Annotated in this window: 18 protein-coding genes and 1 pseudogene; 9 read left to right on the plus strand and 10 right to left on the minus strand. The window is 65.1% G+C overall.

All coding sequences use genetic code 11. From position 1 onward, the window contains the following. Positions 1-662: 662 nt before the first annotated feature. Positions 663-1772: pseudogene (locus J7367_RS10755) on the minus strand (molybdopterin dinucleotide binding domain-containing protein); the annotation flags it as partial. Between the two features lie 68 nt (positions 1773-1840). Here J7367_RS10755 and J7367_RS10760 point away from each other — a divergent pair. Beyond that, positions 1841-2818 (plus strand): NAD(P)-dependent oxidoreductase, encoded by a 978-nt coding sequence (locus J7367_RS10760; protein WP_057661300.1) that lies wholly within the window; start codon positions 1841-1843, stop codon positions 2816-2818. A 167-nt stretch (positions 2819-2985) separates the two neighbouring features. Here the strand turns inward: J7367_RS10760 and J7367_RS10765 are convergent, their stop codons facing one another. From J7367_RS10765 to J7367_RS10795, 7 genes are all read right to left on the minus strand, one after another. Further along, positions 2986-3144 carry a XapX domain-containing protein gene (locus tag J7367_RS10765; protein ID WP_017157566.1) on the minus strand — a complete coding sequence of 53 codons (159 nt, stop codon included), beginning with the start codon at positions 3142-3144 and terminating at the stop codon, positions 2986-2988. Further along, positions 3141-3371 carry a DUF1427 family protein gene (locus tag J7367_RS10770; RefSeq protein WP_057661327.1) on the minus strand — a complete coding sequence of 77 codons (231 nt, stop codon included), beginning with the start codon at positions 3369-3371 and terminating at the stop codon, positions 3141-3143. The genes J7367_RS10765 and J7367_RS10770 overlap by 4 nt, the downstream gene beginning before the upstream one ends. Before the next feature lie 5 nt (positions 3372-3376). Continuing rightward, on the minus strand, positions 3377-5005 hold the full coding sequence (locus J7367_RS10775) for an MFS transporter (RefSeq protein ID WP_057661303.1): 1629 nt from the start codon (positions 5003-5005) through the stop codon (positions 3377-3379). Between the two features lie 94 nt (positions 5006-5099). Further along, positions 5100-6947, minus strand: a complete 1848-nt coding sequence (locus tag J7367_RS10780; protein WP_176215027.1) for an amidohydrolase — start codon at positions 6945-6947, stop codon at positions 5100-5102. 113 nt (positions 6948-7060) lie between these two features. Continuing rightward, entirely contained in the window at positions 7061-7495 is a 435-nt protein-coding gene (locus J7367_RS10785; protein ID WP_057661307.1) for a DoxX family protein, read from the minus strand. After that, positions 7492-8148: a hydrolase gene (locus J7367_RS10790; protein WP_057661309.1), complete on the minus strand. Its 657-nt coding sequence runs from the start codon at positions 8146-8148 to the stop codon at positions 7492-7494. Before J7367_RS10790 ends, J7367_RS10785 begins: the two co-directional genes overlap by 4 nt. Beyond that, the gene (locus J7367_RS10795; protein ID WP_057661310.1) at positions 8145-8618 is read right to left on the minus strand and encodes an AraC family transcriptional regulator; all 474 of its coding nucleotides are present in this window, start codon (positions 8616-8618) and stop codon (positions 8145-8147) included. Before J7367_RS10795 ends, J7367_RS10790 begins: the two co-directional genes overlap by 4 nt. Positions 8619-9083: 465 nt before the next feature. On the opposite strand from J7367_RS10795, the gene J7367_RS10800 reads away from it, so the two are divergent. The 4 genes from J7367_RS10800 (at position 9084) to J7367_RS10815 (ending at position 14853) form a co-directional block, all read left to right on the plus strand. Next, positions 9084-12176 carry a sensor histidine kinase gene (locus tag J7367_RS10800; RefSeq protein ID WP_057661311.1) on the plus strand — a complete coding sequence of 1031 codons (3093 nt, stop codon included), beginning with the start codon at positions 9084-9086 and terminating at the stop codon, positions 12174-12176. Continuing rightward, positions 12169-12810, plus strand: a complete 642-nt coding sequence (locus J7367_RS10805) for a response regulator transcription factor (protein WP_007970341.1) — start codon at positions 12169-12171, stop codon at positions 12808-12810. Before J7367_RS10800 ends, J7367_RS10805 begins: the two co-directional genes overlap by 8 nt. Before the next feature lie 256 nt (positions 12811-13066). Beyond that, complete coding sequence (locus tag J7367_RS10810) at positions 13067-14194, plus strand: Cache 3/Cache 2 fusion domain-containing protein (RefSeq protein WP_057661313.1); 1128 nt, start codon at positions 13067-13069, stop codon at positions 14192-14194. Between the two features lie 44 nt (positions 14195-14238). Further along, positions 14239-14853, plus strand: a complete 615-nt coding sequence (locus J7367_RS10815) for a hypothetical protein (protein WP_057661315.1) — start codon at positions 14239-14241, stop codon at positions 14851-14853. A gap of 352 nt (positions 14854-15205) precedes the next feature. Here J7367_RS10815 and J7367_RS10820 read toward each other — a convergent pair whose 3' ends face one another. Beyond that, positions 15206-16096 (minus strand): LysR family transcriptional regulator, encoded by an 891-nt coding sequence (locus tag J7367_RS10820; RefSeq protein WP_057661317.1) that lies wholly within the window; start codon positions 16094-16096, stop codon positions 15206-15208. Positions 16097-16205: 109 nt separating this feature from the next. Between J7367_RS10820 and J7367_RS10825 the strand changes: the two genes are divergently transcribed. Together J7367_RS10825 and J7367_RS10830 are read left to right on the plus strand one after the other, a co-directional pair. After that, complete coding sequence (locus J7367_RS10825) at positions 16206-17774, plus strand: proton-conducting transporter membrane subunit (RefSeq protein WP_057661320.1); 1569 nt, start codon at positions 16206-16208, stop codon at positions 17772-17774. Positions 17775-17795: 21 nt separating this feature from the next. Continuing rightward, positions 17796-20240 (plus strand): DUF2309 domain-containing protein, encoded by a 2445-nt coding sequence (locus J7367_RS10830; RefSeq protein WP_057661322.1) that lies wholly within the window; start codon positions 17796-17798, stop codon positions 20238-20240. A gap of 246 nt (positions 20241-20486) precedes the next feature. Here J7367_RS10830 and J7367_RS10835 read toward each other — a convergent pair whose 3' ends face one another. Then, a complete protein-coding gene (locus tag J7367_RS10835; protein ID WP_057661325.1) occupies positions 20487-20684 on the minus strand; it encodes a hypothetical protein in 198 nt (65 codons plus the stop codon). Positions 20685-20881: 197 nt separating this feature from the next. On the opposite strand from J7367_RS10835, the gene J7367_RS10840 reads away from it, so the two are divergent. Together J7367_RS10840 and J7367_RS10845 are read left to right on the plus strand one after the other, a co-directional pair. Further along, the gene (locus J7367_RS10840) at positions 20882-21472 is read left to right on the plus strand and encodes a ComF family protein (protein ID WP_081027809.1); all 591 of its coding nucleotides are present in this window, start codon (positions 20882-20884) and stop codon (positions 21470-21472) included. A 3-nt stretch (positions 21473-21475) separates the two neighbouring features. After that, positions 21476-22083, plus strand: a 608-nt coding sequence (locus J7367_RS10845; RefSeq protein WP_081027810.1) for a transcriptional regulator, incomplete at its 3' end; no start/stop codon positions are given.

Genomic DNA, 22083 nt, shown 5'->3' on the forward strand with positions numbered 1-22083 from the left:
GCAACATTCGTGCCAACCCGGAAAGGCAAGTCCCGCGGTGCATCGCGGATGGATGCAGGAAAAAATGGCTGCGCTCGCTGCGCAAATCTTGCACACCTTCGCATCGCCGGACGATCGGGCCTCCTTATTGGGTGGATCGCGCTATCAAAGGGCGCTGCTGCGATGCCGCAGCCGCCAGACAGCTTGCGCAGGCGTCGCAGGATCAGCTGCTGTGCCTGGATCAACTGCCCGCCGCTGCTGCGGGCGTGCTCCGATCTCGCGTCGCCTGATTGCCACGTACGGCGAGGAATCAGCCGTCGGCGTTCGGCCCACCAGATCGCCGCGTGAGGCCATCGCCTCGGTGATGGCGTGCACCGCGCCTCGCAAGGCGCGTGCTGTCGATACCGCAAGATCGCTCGGCCAATGCGCTACGGGCACGCTCAGAGCGGCGCAGCCACAGGTCGAAACAGGCAATGCACGCACACAGACTGCGCGCGGATCTGGGCGCGCACTGACACGCCTTCAACGCGCCACGTCGATACACCCTGCGAAAGACCTTGCGGTTGTGTGCAGGCTTGTACCACTGGCCGACGTTGACACCAGGCCGGAACCATTGCCAATGCATGCCGTCCACGCACGGATGCGGCTGGCCCAGAGGCTAGGCAGGGAATCTTCGGGATGCGCACGCACGAGCCGCACACGGTACCGCAGCCCAGGCGTTGCTTGAGTTGCGCAAGGTCGGCGCCCTCGTCGATGGCGGCGTGAATCGCGGCGGCCGAGACATGCATGCAGGTGCACACGATCGGATCGCCAGCTGCGCTGTGGGTATGCGCGAACACCGACAGCCGCGCACCATGCCACGGCTTGCCAGCCAATGCGGTGGCCAGCAACGATCGATTTTTGGCGTCGCTGGGTTGCGCGGCAGTGAGCAGCACGCCGTCGATATGGTGATGCCCGTCGTGCATGCGCCAGCCAACGCGGCGCATCAGCCCGCGGCGCAGGTCGCGATACTCCAGCACATCCGTGCCGGCCGGCAGATGCAAGGCGGCGACCAGGCGATCCATCCACGTGGCATCGGGCGCGCGTTCGCAGGCGGCATGCAGCACGACCCAATCCCCGGATGCATGCTGCCTGCTGCCGCCCAATGGCTCGGCATGCAGGCGCAGCGAAGCATAGCCGCAGTCGCGCAACAGTGGCTGCAACGTCTGCTGCAAGGCGATTGTATCCCCGCGCCGCGCCGCCAGCAGATGCCAGCCGAACGTGCTCTTTTCCACCCGCACGGCCGTGTGTTTGAGCTCGGGCTGTTGCGAACGCGCATCCACTGCCGGCGTGCTGACTTCGTTGATGCCGCCGCTGGACAGGCTCTGCCCGCTCCAGTGCATGGGGGCAAACACCGTGCCCGAGCGGAGTTCGTCCGACAGTTCCAGCGGCAATACCAGCGCGCCGCGTTTGCTTGCGATCTGCACCAGTTCACCGGCCACAAGACCACGCCGTTGCGCATCGCCTGGATGCATGCGCAGCGTCGGCTCGGGACTATGCGCGAATGCCGCCGCCACCCGCCCGGTGCGCGACATGCCATGCCACTGGTCGCGCAGACGGCCGGTCAACAGCCGCATCGGAAACCGTGCCGAAGTGGCCTCGGCCACCTTGCGATATGGCGTGACATGGAAGCGCGCACGTCCGTTGGCGTGCGCGAATACGCCGTCGGTGTAACGCCGCCCCTGCCCTTGCGTACTGCCTGCCGGAAATGGCCATTGCTGCGGCCCGAAATCCAGCAGCGCGTAATCCAGGCCGCTGGACGTGGCCCGATGGTGCCATGCAACATGGCGCTGGTGCGAGCCATCTTTTCGGAGTGTGTCGGATGCCGTTGTTCCCGTTGTTCGCCAACCTGCAGGGGCGCGCCGTACTGGTCATCGGTGGCGGCGAAGTCGCCACACGCAAGGTGCTGGCGCTGCTCAAGGCGCGTGCGCACATCCGACTGTATGCGCACGCGCTTTCGCCCGAACTTGCCCAGCTGCTGCAGGCCGGGCGCTTTGAACAGATGACAGGCGAGTTCGATCCTGGCTGGATCGACACCGTGTGGCTGGTCGTCGCGGCCACCGACGATGTGGAGCTGAATCAACGTGTCGCCGCAGCGGCCGGCGCACGCCAGCGCCTGGTCAATGTCGTGGACGATGCCGAACTCTCCACCTACCAGGTACCGGCCATTGTCGACCGCGATCCGCTGGTGGTTGCGATTTCGTCGGCGGGCGCGGCGCCGATGCTGGCGCGCCGACTGCGCGAGCGACTGGAGCGCGAACTGCATGCGTCGGTCGGTATGCTGGCGGCCTTGTTCGCCCAGCATCGCGAGCGCATTCGTCAGCAGTTGCCGGACATGAACCGGCGGCGTCGCTGGTTCGATCAGGTGATCGACGGCCAGGTGCCGCAATTGCTGCAGGCCGGCGATACCGCCGCCGCCGAAGCGGCCTTTGCCGCCGCGTTGGAGGCGGTGGACAGCGTTCCGGCGCGCGGCAGCGTGCAATGGGTTGGTGCCGGCCCGGGCGATCCGGGCCTGCTGACGCTCAATGCCTTGCGCGCCCTGAACCTGGCCGACGTGCTGCTGCTGGCGTCGGACGTGCCCACCGCGGTGGTGGAACTGGCGCGCCGGGATGCGCAACGGCGCGCCTGGCCGCAGACGCTGGGCGAGCAGCAGGCCGTCGTAGTGGAGTTGGTCGGCGTCGGTCTGCAGGTCGTGGTCCTGCGCATGGGCAGCGGCGATACCATCCCGGCGGAGCTGGACGCCGCCCTGCATGCGCACGGCATCCTGTCAGCGGGGGTGCCGGGGTTGCCGCTCCGCTAGGTTTTTCCAAGCGCGTTGCCGATTCGCACACCGGCCATGTCTGCCTGATGGTGAGAGTCGTTGCTGTTCGCTGCGCTTCGCAGGCTTGATCGAAATCTTGGCTGGCTGAGGGCATCTAGCGCTTGCCGCTTGCAGGACACGCGGCGTGGTCCCGACACCGTGCTGCTTCAGCGCAGCAACCAGTCAGCCAGCAGGAATCCGCCGCTCATCGCCACGACGAGCAATGCACCGGTCAGACGTGGCGGAGCGGGCAGCGGCAAGTCGAGCAACCGGCAGCCGATGCCGATCGCCAATGCGAGCAGTACCCCGAGCACTGCCAGGCTCATACGTCGCCCTGCCGGCCCACGCGGCCGTTGGGCCCGCCACAATGCCCCAGATTCTTGGCGGCACGCTTGGCCAGAAAGCGGTCGGCCAGTGCGTAGCCGCACGTCATTGCCAGCACCAGCAGCGCGCCGACCAAAGCCGTCGGAGCAGGCGATGGAATGCCGGCCATACGGCAGCCGAAGCCGATTGCCACACCCAACGCGACACCACTGATGAACTTCCAGTCCACGGGCATCAGATATCCGAGTGCGCGTGCGGCGGCAGCGCAGCACCACCGCCACCGACGAAGTGGAGCACCACCGGCGCGCGCTCGCCGTGATGCAGGGCGCGGATCTGTTCCTGTAATTGGCGGTCGTCGCCGGTAACGCGTTCGTGCTGCCGCAAATGCTCCAGCCATGAGGCAAGGATGAAGTATTCCAGTTGCACACCCGGCGTTGCAGCGTCTTCGGCGATGCCCCAGACCACGGCGCCATCGCGGCGGCGCGCATTGCCCAGTTGTGTTATCAACTGCAAGAACGCGACGCGTGCCTCGGCAGCGATACGGTATTCCACTGTCACCAGCACCGGGCCGCGGTCGTGCTCGACGCGATCGACTTGCGCAGGTGCAGGCCAATGCCCACCGGGGGCGAGGTCCAGCTGTTCGGTCCCGGCAATCCGCGCGCGTTTGACCAATAGCGCGGCGATCACTGCACCGGCAGCGGCGATCTGCAGTGCTGTGGCAATCGACGTGCGTTGCGCCAACGCACCCCATAACAGCGAGCCACTGGCCATGCCTGCGGAAAACACCACGATGTACAGCGACAATGCACGGGCACGCACCCACGCAGGGACGGCGGTCTGTGCGGCGATCTGCAACGACGACAGCACCGTGATCCAGGCCAGGCCGTTCACCACCATCACCACGCACAACACGCCAAGCAGCCGCGACAACGCCAACCCCAGCAGCGATGCGGCGCACACCAGGGTGGCAACGAACACCAACAGATCGCGGTCGTAGTGCGCACGCAGGCGCGGCAACAGCAAGGCGCCGCTGATCGCTCCGAAGCCGATGCAGCCCAGCAAGACGCCGTAGCTGCCGGCGCCCAGCTGCATGTCGCGGCGGACCACCAACGGCAGCAGCGCGGTCAATGCGCTGGCGAACACAAAAAAGCCGGCGGCCTTGATCAGCACCGCCTGCAGGCGGCCGGCGCGCGCGGCGTAGCGCAACCCTGCGCGCAGGCCTGCGCCAAAGCTCTCCGGCGGCAGCGCCGAGGCGTGCACATCGCGGCGCCACCGCCAAAGCACGTACAGCATCATGCCAAAGGTCAGCCCGTTGAGCAGAAAGGCCCACGGCGGGCCGAATTGCGCCACGATCAGCCCACCCACGGCCGGGCCGATCGATCGCGCGATGTTCATGCCGATCGAATTGAGCGCCACCGCCGAAGCCAGCATCGGGCGCGGTACCAGTTCCGACACGATCGCCGCCTGCGCCGGCATCGCCATTGCTGCGCCCACGCCCATTGCAAAGGTGAGCGCCACCAAGACCCAGGGCGTCAGCAACTGCAGATGTGCCAATAACGCAAGCGTACCGGCCACCAGCAGCATCCAGGCCTGGGTCAACAGCAGGTAGCGACGACGGTCGACGATGTCGGCCAGCGTGCCGGCGACCAGTGCCAATAACACCACCGGCAAGGTGGTGGCCGACTGCACCGCCGCCACCATCAATGGCGAGCCGGTCTGTTCGGCCATCACCCAGGACGCGGCGACATCGTTGATCCAGGTACCGATGTTGCTGCCCAGGATCGCCAGCCACAAGGCGCGGAAAACCGGCTCACGCAGCGGCGCCCAGGCACCACCTTCGGCAGGTGCGGCAGAAACAGTCATCGCGGCAAGACTCCAGGCAATGGGATGAAACAAACGACGCGGGGGTGCGCCGCACCCAACGCACAGGCACGCAGAGGTGCCGGGGAAAACGCCATCAGAACGCGAAGCACGCGCATCCCAAGGCGCCCCAGAAGCTACGTAGATCATCGGTTGGGACAGCATGCAGCCCCGCATGCGCGTGCGCGCCGTGGGCTCGACACGCGTGGCCGTGCGCATGCGCGTGCGGCGCAGCGGCTAGCCCGCTCACCCTGCCTCCGACCTGGTAGCCGCCGAACCGATTCACCGGCGACCAGTCCGGCATGGCAGGCGGTAGCGTGGGGGCGAGCGCGGCAAAGTCGCCCTCGCCATGCACGACACGCCCGCCCAGGACGGTCAGCACGCTGGTGATGTCGGCGATGGCCGCTTCGTCGATGCGGAAGTAATCGTCAGATAACACGATGAAGTCGGCCAACTGCCCCGCCGCCAAGGTGCCCTTGTTGGTCTCGTCACCGGAAAACCAGGCGCTGCCCTGAGTCCACAACCGCAGTGCCTGTTCGCGATCGAGCAGATTCTCGTCGCCATACAGGGCCAGACCGCCCACCGTGCGGCCGGTGACCAGCCACGACAGCGCCACCCACGGGTTGTAGCTGGCCACGCGGGTGGCATCTGTGCCCGCGCCGACCGGAATTCCCGCTGCGAGCATGCGTCGCACTGGCGGCGTCTGCCTTGCGGCCTGCATGCCATAGCGCTGCACGAATGCCTCGCCCTGGTAGGCCATGCGATGTTGCACGGCGATGCCGCCGTTCAAGGCGCGAATGCGATCGATATTGCGCGGGGTAATCGTTTCGGCATGGTCGATGAACCAATGCAGGCCATCGAACGGGAGGTCGGCGTTGACCTTTTCGTAGACATCGAGAATGCGCGCGATGCTTTGGTCGTATGTTGCATGGATACGGAATGGCCAGCGCTTTTCCACCAGCAGCCGCACCACTTGCTCCAGCTCGGGTTCCAGCTCCGCCAGCAGCTCTGGGCGCGGCTCGCTGAATTGTTCGAAGTCTGCAGCAGAAAACACCAGCATCTCGCCGGCGCCGTTGTGACGCAGCAGGTCATCGCCCTTGCGTACCGGCAGTAATTCGGTCCAGCCGCGGAAGTCGTCGACCTCCTTGCCCTTGTTCTGGGTGAACAGGTTATAGGCGATGCGCACGCTCAGTTGATCGGCCGCGTGCAGCTGTTCGATGACCTGGTAATCCTCCGGATAGTTCTGGAAACCGCCGCCGGCATCGATCACCGAGGTGATCCCGAGCCGGTTGAGCTCGCGCATGAAATGGCGAGTGGAGTTGGCCTGGTATTCCAGCGGCAAGCGCGGGCCTTTGGCCAGGCTGGCGTAGAGGATCAACGCGTTGGGCTTGGCCAGCAGCAAGCCGGTGGGGTTGCCCAGCTTGTCGCGCTCGATGCGCCCGCCCGGCGGATCCGGGGTGGTCTTGTCGTAGCCGCAGGCGCGCAGCGCGGCGCGATTGAGCAAGGCACGATCGTACAGATGCAACAGAAACACCGGCGTGTCCGGCGCGATGGCGTTGATCTCCTCGAGCGTGGGCAGGCGTTTCTCAGCGAATTGGTACGCAGTGAAACCGCCGACCACGCGCACCCACTGCGGCGCTGGCGTGCGATCGACCTGCGCCTTCAGCATCGCCATCGCATCGGCCAGCGAGCGCACGCCATCCCAGCGCAGCTCCAGGTTGTAATTCAGACCACCACGGATCAGATGGGTGTGGCTGTCGTTGAGGCCGGGCAGCAGACGTCGCCCCTGCGCATCGATGGTGCGCACGCCCTTCGCCAAGGCCATGATCTGCGCATCGTCGCCGACTGCCACGATGCGTCCATCGGCAACGGCGATGGCGGTGGCGCTGGGCTGGCGCGGATCGAGCGTGGTGATGCGCGCATTGCAAACGACGAGATCGAGCATTGGAGACTTCCCTGATGCAGACGAGGCAGCCGGCAATGCACCCAACGCAAGACCGGCTGCGGCGCCCTGCATCCACAAGCGTCGTCCGGCATCGTGCTTGCCTGGCATGTGGCTCATGGCACACGCCTACGCAGGCGATCCAGCGACCAGTCGCCAGCACCGGCCGCAGCGAGTGCCAGCAACACCAACATCCATATCAGCGGGTATTCCATTCCACCGTGCATCCAGAACCAGCCCTTGGGCACGGCAACCAGCACGGTGGTTGCGATGAACAGCACTGCCAGTGCGGCGCTGGCACGCGTCCACACCCCCAGCAAGACGGCCAGCCCGGAGAGGGTCTGCACCAGGGCCAGCAGCAGCGGCAACGGTGCAGCGGATGGAAAGCCGAACTGCTGCAACTCAGCGGCAAATCCGGTCAAGCCCGGTCCACCGAACCAGCCCAGCAACTTGCCCAACCCATGCGGCAGCAGGAAGCCGCCGCCAGCGATGCGCAGCATCAGCAACGCTGACGAAAGTCCGGCGGTGCCACGTGGTGCCGATGCGTTCAATGCCCGCCTTCCTGCGCACCGAACATGCTCTTGGCGTACTGGATGCCGATGCCATAGCCGCCGGCATGTGCGCGTGCGATGCCGGTGGTCAGCGCGTAGGTGTCGCCACGTGCCCAGTCGCGCTGCAATTCCAGCAGGTACTGCACACTGGTCATGGGCGCAGCGCCGGCCTGCACCATGCGCGTGACTGCACGTTCGTGCGCTTCATCGCTCACGTCGCCGCAAGCATCGGTGATGACGTACACCTCGAACCCTTGTTCGATCGCCGACAGTGTCGGGCCGACGATGCATACACTGGTCCAGAGACCGGCGATCACCAGACGCCGCTTGCCGATTGCGTTGATGCGATCGATCACCCCCTGGTCTTCCCAGGCGTTCATGCTGGTGCGGTCGAATACCGGCTCACCGGGAAAGATGTCCGGCAGCTCCGGGAACAACGGGCCGGAGAACGACTTTTCAGCGACGGTCGTCAGGATCACCGGCACCTCGAACCCTTTGGCGCCCTTGGCAATCAAAGACACGTTGTTGCGCAGCGCCGAAATGTCGATGGTGTGCGTGGCGAATGCCATCTGCGATTGATGGTCGATCAGAATCAGGGCGTGATCGCCGGGCGATAGCAAGGATGTGCCGGGTACGGCAGTTGCAGTGGTCATGCGGGTTGCTCCATGGAAAGTGAAACCGATTCACCGCCGCGCCGCTGCGACGAGGGCATGTGGGCAGCGCCGCACGGCTCCATCGCCGTCTGCGCGGCGAAACGCGCCGGCGTGCAACCGGTGGCGTTGCGAAAGCTGCGAACGAAGTGGCTTTGATCGAAGAAGCACAGATCGGTCGCGATCTGGCTGATGGTGTGGCCGCCCTCGCGTAACATCGCCTGGGCACGTTCGAGCCGACGAAGACGCAGGTACTCCATTGGGCTGGTGCCGACCGCATCGCGGAACACGCGTGCGAAATGGAAGCGGCTCATGCAGGCCGCTTGCGCAAGATGCGCCACGCTGACAGGTTCGTACAGATGCGTGTCGATGTACTGCATCGCGCGCGCAACAGCGCGCACACGCGGTGCCTGTCTGTGCATGCGCCCTGCAGCACGCGTATCGGGGCAAGCAACGGCAGTCAGAGGTGCCATGGGGCGTCTCCGGGGGGAATGACCGCATGGTGCCGGGGACAGCCTTGCTGCCCTACCCCTGATGGTGAGGCGAATCGTTCCCTCTTTCGGGGGAGTGCTTGCACGTCTTTGCCATGGGCAGCAGCTTGGATGTGATACGCGTTCGATAGAGCGCTGCGTCATGCCCCGATGCCGTGCCAGTGGAATCGGGAGAACGCAACGCATCGCCAGACATCGCGCTGATCAGACAGCGCGCCGCTGTTCAATGTCGCGATCAACACGAAACGGCGCGTCGAGGCGACCGGGAAGCAAACGCAACGGCGATGCGGTGCAGTCGAGCTGCAGCATGTCGAGGCGTTGCGCGCTGCCCTACAGTTCCCGCATCACGCGCGCGGCTTGCGTCAGTCGCTAAACCAACTCGGTACGCACGTGCCTCCCCCGAAAGAGGTGGTGGTGCTTCCCCCGATCCCGCCCGACAATGATGCGATGCCGCATGAGCCCGTCATCCATTCGCGTTCCTTGTCGCGCTTGCGCCCGGCAGCGGTCGTGGCGCTGTGGTGGCTATTCATGCTCTGTCGTCCCGCCTGCGCAGCCGGCATTGCCGCAACCCGCGACGGGCTGCTGCAGTTCCACCACACCGCCTGGAGCATCGAGCGCGGTGCGCCGGCCGACATCTGGGACATCCAGCAAGCCGATGGCGGCGCGCTGTGGCTGGCGACTGGCTTCGGGCTGTTCAAGTTCGACGGCGAACACTTCACCCGGCAGGCGGCGCCGGAGGGCGAAGCCTATGCATCGCACAATATGACCGCGCTGTCGCTGACCACGGACGACGGCGCGTGGATCGGCTATTTCAATGCCGGCATCGATCGCCTGGCAGACGGCCATCTCACCCATTTCGTGCCCGGCAAGGATGTGCCGGATGGGATGGTGTTCCGCATCGAGCGCGATGGCAGCGGCCGCCTGTGGGCCGCCATCGATGGCGGGCTGTGCTGGTTCGATGGACGGCGCTGGCACCGCGCCGGTGCCGACTGGGGCTACCCGGAATCCAGCGCGCAATGGCTGCTGCGCGATCGCCGCGGCATTCTGTGGGTGAGCGATGGCAGCCGCATCCTGTCGCTGCCACCGGGTGCACGACGCTTCGAATCCAGCGGCCAGCAGGTCGGGCACTTCACCACCATGGCCGAGCACCCCGACGGCACGATCTGGGTCGCCGATCCGCACCGCGGCGTGTTCGCGCTCACCGATACGCATGGCGCGGTGTTACCTGCCGTGGCACGCAACCGGCAGCAGTTTCCCGGCTTGTTCGCCCATCGCATCCGTTTCATGCGCGACGGCGCGCTGTGGGGCAGCGACTACATCGCAGGCGGGGTGTTCCGTGTCGCCCAGCCCACATCGCCTGCGCCGGTGCTCGAACGCTATGGCCCGCTGCAGGGTCTGACCTCCTCCACTGCCGGCCCGCTGCTGGAAGACCACGAAGGCAATCTCTGGGCAGGCACCAATCTGGGGCTCAACCGCTTCCGGCATCGCGCCCTGCTGCCGCTGGCGGCATTGCTGCCCGGCCATCCCACGGCGGTGGCGATCTTCGCAACCGTCGCCACGCCAGGCGCACCGATGTTGCTGGCGGTCCTGCGCGACGAGCGTCAGCTGGCCTTGACGCGCACCGGCATCCAGGCCCTGCAACGCGGCGCGCCCGCCAGCGTGCTGCAGGTGCCCGCCAGCGCCAACGGCTGGTTGCTCGGCGACAACCGCCTGCTGCGCCTGCACGCAGGCCGCACGCACGCCTTGCCCCTGCCGCAGGACGTGCGCACCGGATCGATCCGCGCGTTTGCCGTCGATGCCCAGGACACGCCCTGGGCGTGTCCCGATGCCAGTGGCCCGCAGCGCTGGGATGGTCATCGCTGGCAGGCGATTGCCAGCTTGCTGGACCAACCCTGTTCGGTCCTGCTCGCCGCGCCGGACGGCGCGCTGTGGGTAGGCAGCGTCACCGGTGAGCTCAGCGTGCTGCGTGGCGGGCAGGTGCGGCACTACACCGCCAACAACGGCTTGTCGGTCGGCCCGATCACCGCCGTTTGGCACAGCGCGGCCCTCACCCTGGTGGCCGGCGAAAGCGGGCTGGCAGTGCTCCGCAGCGATGGCCGCTTCCAGCAGTTGGCCGATCAGGCCAATCCGGTGTTGCAGGGCATCACCGGCATCGTGCGCGACCGTCACGACACCTTCTGGTTGAACGGCAATCGCGGCGTCGTGCAAATCGGCAGGCAGGCATTGCTGCGCAGCCTGCGCACCGGCGTGGTCAGCCCCACGCTGCGCCTGTACGACATCATGGATGGCCTGCCCGGCGTCGCCCAGCAGGCCACCCCGGTGCCTACCGCGATCGCCGCGGCCGATGGCCTGCTCTGGTTCACCACCAACCAGGGCCTGGCCTGGCTCGATCCCGAGCAGACCTACCGCAACCCCACCGCGCCGAAGGTCTTCATCACCGACGTGGTCGCCAACGACCGGCCTTACCCGCGTCAGGACGGCCTGCACCTGCCCAAATGGACCGACCGTCTGCGCATCGGCTACGACGCGATCAGCCTTACCCGCCCGGAGCGCGTGCGGTTCCGCTACCGGCTGGAAGGGGTGGATGCACGTTGGCAGGACGCCGGCAACCGCAACGAGGCCTTCTATACCAACCTTGCGCCCGGGCGTTACCGCTTCCGTATTGCGGCCGCCAACAACGACGGCCTGTGGAATGCACGCGGCGACACCCTGGACTTCGTCATCGAGCCGGCCTTCATCCAAACCTGGCAATTCAAGGCCTGCTGCGCGCTGGCGTTGCTGCTGGCGCTCGGCGTCGCCTGGCGCATGCGGACCCGGCAGGTGGCTGCACGCCTGCGCGCGCGTCTGGAAGAGCGTTACCGCGAACGCGAACGCATCGCCCGCGAATTGCACGACACCTTGCTGCAGGGCACCCAGGGGCTGATCCTGCGGCTGCATGCCGCCAGCCGCACGCTCCCCTGGAACGATCCGCGCCGGCTGGAGCTGGAACAGGCGGTGGATCTGGCCGAAAACGCGCTGGCCGAAGGCCGCGATCGCGTCAGCGGCTTGCGCGACAGCCAGTCCCTGCACGAAGACCTGGCCGCCGCCCTGCAGCGGGCGCGTAACGCCACCATGCCGCCGCCAACGGCCGCACTGCAGGTCTCCGTCGAAGGCCGGCCCGTGCGCTTGCGTCACCTGGTGGCCGACGAGCTGTTCCAGCTCGGACGCGAAGCGCTTGCCAATGCCGACCGGCACGCCGATGCCACCGGCATCGCGCTGGAACTGCGTTACGGTTCTCGTGACTTCACGCTGCGCATCCGCGACGATGGCCGCGGCCTGGATCCGGATGTGCTGCACGGCCACGCCCGCACCGGGCATTGGGGCCTGACCGGCATGCAGGAACGCGCGCAGCGCATCGGCGCCAAGATGCAGCTGTGGTCGCGTCCCGGCAGCGGCACCGAAATCCAGATCACCCTGCCCGCCCGTGCCGCCTACCTGCGCGCCAAGCGATGGTGGTGGCCAGTTCACACCGCACGATCCACGGAGAGTTCCAATGGCTGACATGGTCCGACCAACCGACGTGCTGGTGGTAGACGACCATCCGCTACTGCGCGATGGGCTCAGTGCCATGCTCGCCGCCGAGCACGACATGCGCGTGGTCGGCGAAGCGGAAGACGGCGAACAGGCGGTGGCCTGCTACACGCGCCTGCGCCCGGACGTGGTGCTGATGGATCTGCAGATGCCGCGCGTGGACGGGGTCGAAGCCATCCAGCGCATCCGCCAGGTCGACTCCGCCGCCAAGGTCATCGTGCTGACCACCTACACCGGCGACGTGCGCGCGGTACGCGCCCTCCAGGCAGGCGCCTGCGGTTACCTGCTCAAGAGCGCGCTGCGCCGTGAGCTGGTCGACACCATCCGCGACGTGCGTCGCGGCCAACGCCGGCATGTGCCGGCCTCGGTGGCAGAAAATATCGCCGCCCATGTGCTCGATGACGCCCTGTCCGCCCGCGAGACCGAAGTGCTGAACCTGGTCGCTACCGGCTGCTCCAACAAGCAGATCGGCAGTGCCTTGCGCATCTCCGAAGAAACCGTCAAGGCACATATGAAGAACATCCTGGGCAAGCTCGGCGTGCGCGATCGCACCCATGCGGTCACCGTCGCGCTGCGGCGCGGGATCCTGTCGCTGGAGACCTGAGCGGTGGCTTGCCAATCCTGCGCGCCACCCAGGAGGTAGCTTTTGCTATACGGTCCACCATTCTTGAACGCGAGGCGACACGCGCGATAGACGCGCGCGCTCAAACCGATCGGCTTGCGCTATCGTATGCACCGCCAAGCGGCATGGGGGCCGCTTCAGCATCTGGTTCGACAGCCGATAACGGCTACGTCCAACCGCCGCACTGCGCTGCGGCGGCACTCGACTCAATCATTTAAACGCGTTCAGGGGAATTGCGATGCTTCGTCACTCTTTGCGGGTGCGCCTGCTGTTGCCGGTGCTGGCCTTGGTGCTGGTCGTGGTGGTGGCACTGACGGTCATTCTGGCCATTACCGAAGCGAACCGGGTCAAGTTCGAAACCGGCGACGCGATCGAGCGCCAGTCGGTGTCCTTGCAGACCTTGTTCGCGGGCACCCGCGCGATGATGCTCGACCGCGTCAATTCCTCCATGCGCCAGCTGCGCAGGGAAGCCAACAAGGAAGGCGCGCCCAGCGTTGGCGGCGACGTCCGCGTCGCCGATCGTAGCGCCAACGACCTGCTGCTGGGCCAGCGCTCGCAGGCAAATGCCTTCACCTTGGTCGACGAGGTCACCGCCATCCACGAAGGTACCGCAACGCTGTTCTCGCGTACCGGCGACGACTTCGTGCGTATCTCCACCAACGTCAAGAAGGACGACGGCAGCCGCGCCATCGGCACCGTGCTCGATCCGAACGGCCAGGCCGCCGCCAAGCTGCGTAACGGCGAAAGCTTCTACGGCGTGGTCGATATTCTCGGCAACCCGTACGTCACCGGCTACGAGCCGATCTTTGCCGGCAACGACAAGCGCGTGATCGGTGCGTGGTACGTCGGTTACAAGGCAGACACCCAGGCGCTGGAAAACGTGGTCAGCAGCCGTCGGGTGCTCGACTCCGGCTTCATTGCCGTGTTCGACAGCAAGAACAAGCTGCGCTTCCAGTCCACCACCGGTGCCACCACCGACACCGCCACCATCGAGCGTATCGTCAGGGACACTCCGGATGATTGGGTCGTCACCAAGGAACAAGTACCCGATTGGGGCTTCACCCTGGTCTCGGCCTATCCCAGAAGCGACGTCAATGGCGTGATCGTGCGCCAGTCGCTGTGGATCGCCGGCATCGGTCTGCTGGTCTGCGCCCTGTTGCTCGGCCTGCAGTGGGCCTTGATCTGGAGCCGCGTGTTGCGCCCGATCCAGCACTTGACCACCGTGGCCGAAGAACTGAGCCTGGGCAAGTGGAACCACACCATCGCAGAGGTCAACCTCAAAGATGAAATCGGTACCCTGGCGCGCGCCATTTCCCGCTTGTCCAACAGCGTCCGGTTGGCCATGGAGCGCCTCAGTAAACGCTGAGTCGCTGTCACCCACTCCGTACCTGATGCTGCAAGGAAGACGCCATGTCCACTGAATTCCGTCCGCTGATCGAGATCCTGCGCGAGCTCAAAGCGCTGGCATTGAAGAAGGCGTCCGGCTTTCTGTTCATCGTCACCGAGGAAAACCACTCCTGCATCGTCCGCATCAACAGCGGGCAGATCGAAGAAGTGGTGTTCCGCATGCTGCGTAATGATGAGGCGGTACAACGCCTCACCATGGTCAACGCGGCGAAGGCGCGCTTCCAGGTCGACCCCGGTGCCGGCCTGGGCAAACCCTCGCTGTTGAGCGACGACTCGCGGCAGTGGTTGATGGGCGGTTTTGAACAGGATCTCGGCGGCGCACCGTCGCCGGTGCGTGCGCCGGTTGCGCCGACACCCGCACCTGCCGCACCTGCCGCAAGCGCGAGTGCGGCGCCGGTTGCCACTGGCGCCGGGCCCGACGACAGCGTCCGCGCTGCACTGGAAGCGGTCGCACTGAACTATCTCGGCCCGATCGCCGGCATGCTGTGCGATGAAGCCTGGGATGCTTCCAGCGACATCGAGCAGGTGCTCAGCCAGCTCGCCGCCAATCTGGCCACACCGCAGGAAGCACAGAAGTTCATGGCCGACGCCCGCGTGGCATTGGCCAAGGTCCGCTGAGCATCTTCAGTTCGGCTCATGCATCAAGCCGCGCACTGCGCGGCTTTTTTGTTGGCGCATCAGTGGCACTCGCCATGCGTTGCAACATCAAGCAACGGTGACGCAGGCCGAGCATCGGCCGTGCGTTGCGGGTCTGCGAACCGTGCCCAGTGGCCAGCGTGGCGATAGATCAGGGCATCCGACGCAAGCTCAGCACGTCGGCCATCGGCAAACGCGCAGCTCTTGCAGACCGCAATGCGCGACCAAGCGCGGCAGATTGCCCGACAGACGTTTTTGCCGGTGCCGGATCCGGTAGAAGCGCCGCGTCGCATGCGGGTCTACAGCGCGCCACGCCTGGGACAACCGAGTGGCATCACGGACTGTCTGGCCTGGTCGGGGGCTGAAGCAGAAGCCTGAGCAGAGGATTCGGGAAACGTCGCGACATGGTCACCGCATGGAAGGTCTCCACGATGTCCGGCAATTGATCGCCTTCCATCAGTGCGCCAGCGGCGATCTCGTCCTTGACCACGATCGGCGGCAGAACCGCCAGGCCGATGTCCTCGCGGGCAAGCAGTCGCATCATCGCCATGTCTTCCACTTCCGCCACGATCTGCGGCCGCACGCCCAGGCGGTCGGCCAACGCGTCGAAGCCGATGCGCACGCTGCTATCCACCGTGGGCAGGATGATGGGGTGGCTGCGAAGGCGGTCGGCGAAGCTGGCCGCATGGCCCAACCGATCCGGCGTGCCCACCAGGCTGACCGGGTACTCCGCAAGCCGGTGGGTGACGAAGGGGGACAGCGCGTCACCGGCAGGTGCCCGATTCAGCAGCACCACGTCGAGATTGAGCGCCTCCAGCGCGCGCAGCAGCTCACCCGCGCTGCCCGAACGCAGGATGAGGTCGATGTCGGTGCGGCCCAGCAGCGGCCGCAGGAACTCCATCTGGAAGTTGCGCGACAGCGTGGCAAGCGAGCCGACCCGCAGTGCCTGCCGCGCCGCACCCGTCTGCCGCAACGTGCCAAGCAACTCATCGCCGGTGGCAAAGATCGCATCGGCATGGTCGAGCACGATCTGCCCGGCTTCGGTCAGATGCAGTTGCCGCCCGCGACGTTCGAACAGCGCGTGGCCCAGGCGCTCCTCCAGTTTGCGGATTTGCACCGAAAGCGCCGACTGGGTGAGGTTGAGACGCTCGGCAGTACGGGTGAGGTTCCCCTCGTGCGCGACCGCCCAGAAGTAGCGCAGATGGTTGTAGTTCAAGGCGGCCATATCATTCGATAATAACGAACGAATCTGCAATAGCAATGAATTTTTATTCAACCCCACCGATCGTTATCGTGGCGCGGCCCGCCACCACGTTCGTTCCTAGGGGATTGTCTTGTCGCTCTATCTACTCCCACTGTTCGCACCATTCCTTCTGCTGACCGCCGCTGTCGTCGCCCTGGTCCGCGGCGGTCGCCCTCCATTGATTCCCCTCCTCGCCGAAGGCACCGCGCTCGGCGCGCTCTGCATCGCGATCGCATCGCTGGCGCTGGTGCTGTCGCGAGGCACTGGCGACAGCCCACTGATCGGATGGGGCGACATCGGCCTGTCCGCGCGGCTCGACGCGGTCAGCGTGACGATGCTCTTGCTGGTGACCTTCGTTGGCTGGATCGTGGTGCGGTACGCACGCACCTATCTCGACGGCGAGGCTCGCCAGGGCTACTTCACCGGCTGGCTGTGCATGGCGCTGGCGGCGGTGCTGCTGCTGGTGCAGGCAGGCAATCTGATCCAGGTCGTCATCGCCTGGATTGCCACCAGCATCGCGATGCATCGCCTGCTGCTGTTCTATCCCGAGCGCGTGGAGGCGCAGCGCGCCGCACGCAAGAAGCGCGTGTTCTCCACCACCGGCGGTCTCGCCCTGACCTGCGGCGCGCTGCTGATCTGGAAAGGCACGGGCACGACCGATATCGCCACGATCAACGCAATGGCCGCGCATGGGCAGCACTCCTGGTCGCTGGTCGCGGCAGCCGCTCTGCTCGCACTTGCTGCGGTGCTGAAATCGGCGCAGTTCCCGACCCACGGCTGGCTCACCGAGATGATGGAAGCGCCCACGCCGGTATCGGCCTTGCTGCACGCCGGCGTGGTCAATGGCGGCGGTTTCCTGCTGATCCGCTTTGCCGACCTGATGCTTGCCGCCCCCGGCGTGCTCGCCGTGCTGGCCATGCTGGGCGGGTTCACCGCCTTGTTCGGCGCGCTGGTGATGCTGACCCAGCCGGCGGTCAAGACTTCGCTCGCCTGGTCCACGGTCGCGCAGATGGGATTCATGATGCTCCAGTGCGGTCTGGCGCTGTTCCCGCTGGCCCTGCTGCACATCGTGGCGCATTCGCTCTACAAGGCGCATGCGTTCCTGGCCTCCGGCGGCGCGGTCGAGCAGGTGGCGGCCATCCGCAGGCCCGGCCCGGTCGCCGTTCCGAATGGGTCGGCGGTCGGCCGCGCATTTTTGATCGCACTGGCGATCTATATCGGCATCGGCACTGCATTCGGGTTCACCTTCGGCTTCGAGCACAAGTCGCCGCAGGCGCTGGCACTGGGCGCGATCCTGATCTTTGGGGTCGCCTATCTGCTGGCCCAGGGCCTTGCCGATGCCGCGCCGCGCGCCCTCACCCGCAGGACGGCGATCTACGCCAGCGCCGCGGCGACCGGCTACTTCGCGCTGCAGACCGCCGCCGAATGGCTGACGGCCGGCGTGCTGCCGGCAACGCCCGCACCGGGACGCCTGGAGTGGACGCTGATGGCGCTCGCGGTGCTGAGCTTCGGGCTGGTGGCGGTGGCGCAGGCGCTGTTTCCGCTCTGGGCATCGCACCCCGCTGCCGCCGGGCTCCGCGTCCACCTCTCCAATGGGCTGTATGCCAACGCCACGATCGATCGCCTGCTTGGCGGCTGGTCTGTTCGCAAGACCTCCTGACCCCCTTCACGCCAGGCATCCATGCTGATGACCACCACGACCACCACAATGTCTCTGTCCCTGTCCCACGATGTGATCATCGCCGCCGCGCAGCGTGCGGCACGCGCCATCCCGCCGCTGTGGCCGCTCGCCTCCAGCGTTGCGGTCAACCCCTTCCTCGGCCAGGCCAGCGAGCCGCTGGAAATGGCGGCGGCGCGACTGCGGCGCGCGTCCGGTATCGCCGTCACCATGCCGCGGCATTGGTATGCAGAACGGCTACAGTCCGGCGAAATCACCGAAGACGATCTGCGGGCGGCCTTGCAGAACGCGCCGACCGCACTGCGCCCGCCGAGCTTGTCCGCGCTCAAACACGCCCTCGCAGCCACGCGCCCTGCCCCGCAGGCGATCCCCACGGTCGCCGAGCTGGCCCGCGCTGCCGCTGCGATCGACTGGCCCGGCATCGTCAACGAACGCATCGGTCATTGGGCAGCCGGCTATTTCGACCAGGGCCAGGCGCTCTGGGCGGTCGGCCAGTCCGGTGGCGCTTACAGCACCTGGCGGATCATCGCGACCCACGATCTGACTCCGGAAATCGCCGGCCTGGCAGGTTTCGCACGGTATGTGGCGGATGCGCCGGCCAATGTCGAGGACGCAATCGTCGACTGCGTCGCCCGCCTCGGACTTTCGCGAGACGCGCTGGACGGTTATTTCCACCGCTTGCTGACCACGTTGGGCGGCTGGGGTCAGCTCGCCCGGTATCGGCTCTGGCAGGCTGAGTTGAGCGGCGCAACCGATGCATGCGCCACCGACCTGCTCGCCATCCGCATGCTCTGGGAAGCCGCGCTGCTGGGCAACGGCGGCGCCGCGCTGGTGCCTGGCTGGCGGACGGCCGTTGCCGCCTACGCCGAGCCGGTCGCTGCAACCTCGGACGATGTCATCGACAGCATCCTGCAGGAAGCGGTCGAACGTGCAGCGCAGCGAAGGCTCAACGCCGTGCTGGCCGCGCCATCGCCGGCCAAGGTCGCAGCTGGCCGTGTGAAGTTGCAAATGGCGTTCTGCATCGATGTGCGCTCGGAAGTCTTCCGCCGGGCGCTGGAAAGCCTCGATTCGGGCATCCAGACCCTGGGGTTTGCAGGGTTTTTCGGCTTGGGCATCGGCCATCGCCGGTTTGCCTCGGACGTGGTCGAAGCGCGCCTGCCGGTGCTGCTCGCTCCAGGTGTGGTCACCTGCGCAGGTGACGCGACGGCGTCGGCAGCCGCCTCCGACCTCAGCGCCCGGATCGCGGCACGTGCCACACGCGCCTGGGGCCGCTTCAAGCTGGCGGCCATTTCCTCGTTTGCCTTCGTCGAGGCCACCGGCCCGATCTACATCGCCAAGCTGCTGCGCGACGGGCTGGCGCTGGCTCGCCAGCATGCACCGAACGAGCCGGCGCCACGCGCTGCCGACGGGCTGGACCTGGACACCCGGCTGACCATGGCCACGCGCATCCTCAAGGCGATGTCGTTCACCGGCGGCTTCGCACGGCTGGTGGTACTCGCCGGCCATGGTGCGAAAGTGGTCAACAACCCCCATGCGAGCGCGCTGCACTGCGGCGCATGCGGCGGCTATTCCGGCGAAGTGAACGCGCGACTGCTCGCGTCGCTGCTCAACGATGGCCAGGTGCGCGCCGGTCTTGCCGCACGCGGCATCGTCATTCCCGCCGACACGTTATTCCTGGCCGCACTGCACGACACCACGACCGATGCGGTCACCCTCTACACCGCCGACCACGCTTCGCCCGGGCATGCCGAAGATCTCGCCCAAGCGGCGCAGTGGCTGGCCGCAGCCGGGGCGCTGGCGCGCGGGGAACGCGCCGCGCGCCTGCCCCGCGCGCACCGCAGCCAGGACATCGCACATCGCGCCCGCGACTGGGCCGAGATTCGCCCCGAATGGGCACTTGCCGGCTGCCAGGCCTTCATCGCCGCACCGCGCGCGCGCACTGCCGGGCGCGACCTGGCCGGGCGCGCCTTCCTCCACAACTACGACTGGCGCTACGACGACGGCTTCGGCGTGCTGGAGTTGATCCTGACCGCACCGGTCGTCGTCGCCAGCTGGATCAGCCTGCAGTACTACGGATCGACCGTTGCGCCCGAGCGTTTTGGCGCCGGCAACAAGCTGCTGCACAACGTCACCGGCGGCATCGGTGTGGTCGAGGGCAATGGCGGGATCCTGCGCACCGGATTGCCGTGGCAATCGGTGCATGACGGCCAACGCCTGACCCACGAGCCGCTACGGCTCTCCGTGCTGATCGACGCACCGCCCGAAGCGATCGCCAACATCCTCGAACGGCACCCGCAGGTCCGCGCCCTGTTCGACAATCGCTGGCTGCACCTGTTCGCCCTGGACGACGAAGGCCGCATGGCGCACCGCTATCTCGGCGACCTGCGCTGGGAGACGTCTTTCGGGGATGCGCCTTCGCAGAGCAATCGCACACCCACCCTTGCGTAAAGCAGGTTCCAGCTCGACTGGCGCCCTCGCTCGTGAATGGCGAGGGCGCACCTGGGGTCTACTTCCAGCCTCAAAGAAACGCCGCGCGATCAGATCACCGGTGCGGCGATTTCGATCGACGAAAGCGTGGGCCCGACAGACCGGCGGTCACTCCCACTCTATTATAAATTACGCAAAAAATATCTCTAAAATCAATTGATTAGCGCTGAGTAAATTTGCGACGCCATGAAAAATACCATGTTCAAATCAAAGAGATGAAGCGCGCCCTTTATCGGTGTCCTCCGACGTCACAGCATCTACCAAGGCCGTGGTCATCTGCCGCGATAAAATGGCCAACTCGGCCGGGGTGCCGTCGCGGCGGACTTCGGCAAGCAGCTCCGCTGCATAGGTCGGATCGGCACGGAAGTGCTCGGCCATCGCCGTGTCATGCGGTCTGTCTTTCATTGGTGCTATCCCCCTTTCTCCAGTGACGATAAAGCATGCGGCAATCCAAGACAATTTCATTGTCCAACGTTTGGATTGCACAATCCAAACCTATTTGCCAGATCACACCTTGAAAAATCATACAAAATTTTGTATATTCAGAGAGCGCTTCTAGCAGCTTCCCCGACACTGCAAACAACTCAAAGGACCGGAAAAGCATGCAAGTTCAAGTCAGAAAGCTCGAAGGTAGCTGGGACCTCGGCTATGCCCTGCATAAGCATACGCTCTCAAGCGTCTACCTCGGGGACGATGAGTACGGACATCCCCGGTTTGACAACACTCGGTCTGAGCCAGGGGAAGCGCTCTACCAACTCAAGTACCGAGGTGACTGGAATCAGATCGCACCGCTGGCGGCGCAGATTCAAGCCACATTACTGCCATTGTTTGGGAAAATTGGCTTGATAATTCCTATGCCAGCATCCACCACTCGCGCTCGGCAGCCGGTAGATGAACTTGCGGCAGAACTCGGGAGAATTACCGGAATTCCGGTATTCAACAATATTGTGGTGAAAGCACCTGCACCGCAAGGTGCCCCGCAACTCAAAAACTTGCACAGCCGTGAAGAAAAAGATGCGGCTTTGCAAGGTAGGTTCAGCATCAATCCGTGTATCACCAATGAAGGCCGTTGGGATGCACTGGTGCTGGATGATTTGTTTGATACAGGCGCGACTATGGCTGCTGTTTGCAATGCACTGCGGACGTACAACAAAATAAATCGCGTCTACGCTGCCGCAATTACGTGGAAATAAGCTATGACAACAGTATTTATCGCCGGCTCAATCTCGATTAGTCGTTTGCATGCCAAGGTGCAGGAGAGGATCAACAAAATTGTGTCGTCAAACTTCAATGTCGTAGTTGGTGACGCAGATGGTGCGGACTCATCCATTCAAGAGTGTCTTCGTAACTATCAAGCCGATAACGTGACGGTGTATTGCACGGGTGAAACACCACGAAATAACATCGCCGATTGGCCAGTACACCGGGTTTATTCAAAAGCAAAAGCTGGAAGCAGAGCCTATTTTACCGCAAAAGACTTAGAAATGGCTCGTAGCAGTGATTATGGATTAATGATTTGGGACTGCAAAAGCACCGGAACCCTGAGCAACGTCATTGAATTGCTTCGAGAGGGAAAAAAATCCGTTGTATTTATAAACAAAGATAAGGATTTTGTGACGATTTCAGATATTTCGGGGCTTGAGCATCTTCTCACGTTTATGTCACCACATGCCAGAACTAAGGCAGAAGAGAAAATCGGTCTTACATCAAAAATTGCCAGCATTTCACACGAACAGTTTTCTCTCGACGTGTCCGTAGAGCATAAGACTGCTGCCATGTCAGACGGTAATCCCCCCACTTTTAG

Source organism: Xanthomonas sp. D-36-1 (assembly GCF_017746155.1).
Classification (GTDB): domain Bacteria; phylum Pseudomonadota; class Gammaproteobacteria; order Xanthomonadales; family Xanthomonadaceae; genus Xanthomonas; species Xanthomonas cissicola.

Bases quoted from the DNA above. Each gene is read 5' to 3' on its own strand.
- J7367_RS10760 (WP_057661300.1), top strand. From the start codon at position 1,841: ATGCCGTTGTTCCCGTTGTTCGCCAACCTGCAGGGGCGCGCCGTACTG.
- J7367_RS10765 (WP_017157566.1), bottom strand. From the start codon at position 3,144: ATGAGCCTGGCAGTGCTCGGGGTACTGCTCGCATTGGCGATCGGCATC.
- J7367_RS10775 (WP_057661303.1), bottom strand. From the start codon at position 5,005: ATGACTGTTTCTGCCGCACCTGCCGAAGGTGGTGCCTGGGCGCCGCTG.
- J7367_RS10780 (WP_176215027.1), bottom strand. From the start codon at position 6,947: ATGCTCGATCTCGTCGTTTGCAATGCGCGCATCACCACGCTCGATCCG.
- J7367_RS10790 (WP_057661309.1), bottom strand. From the start codon at position 8,148: ATGACCACTGCAACTGCCGTACCCGGCACATCCTTGCTATCGCCCGGC.
- J7367_RS10795 (WP_057661310.1), bottom strand. From the start codon at position 8,618: ATGGCACCTCTGACTGCCGTTGCTTGCCCCGATACGCGTGCTGCAGGG.
- J7367_RS10800 (WP_057661311.1), top strand. From the start codon at position 9,084: ATGCCGCATGAGCCCGTCATCCATTCGCGTTCCTTGTCGCGCTTGCGC.
- J7367_RS10805 (WP_007970341.1), top strand. From the start codon at position 12,169: ATGGCTGACATGGTCCGACCAACCGACGTGCTGGTGGTAGACGACCAT.
- J7367_RS10810 (WP_057661313.1), top strand. From the start codon at position 13,067: ATGCTTCGTCACTCTTTGCGGGTGCGCCTGCTGTTGCCGGTGCTGGCC.
- J7367_RS10815 (WP_057661315.1), top strand. From the start codon at position 14,239: ATGTCCACTGAATTCCGTCCGCTGATCGAGATCCTGCGCGAGCTCAAA.
- J7367_RS10820 (WP_057661317.1), bottom strand. From the start codon at position 16,096: ATGGCCGCCTTGAACTACAACCATCTGCGCTACTTCTGGGCGGTCGCG.
- J7367_RS10830 (WP_057661322.1), top strand. From the start codon at position 17,796: ATGCTGATGACCACCACGACCACCACAATGTCTCTGTCCCTGTCCCAC.
- J7367_RS10835 (WP_057661325.1), bottom strand. From the start codon at position 20,684: ATGAAAGACAGACCGCATGACACGGCGATGGCCGAGCACTTCCGTGCC.
- J7367_RS10840 (WP_081027809.1), top strand. From the start codon at position 20,882: ATGCAAGTTCAAGTCAGAAAGCTCGAAGGTAGCTGGGACCTCGGCTAT.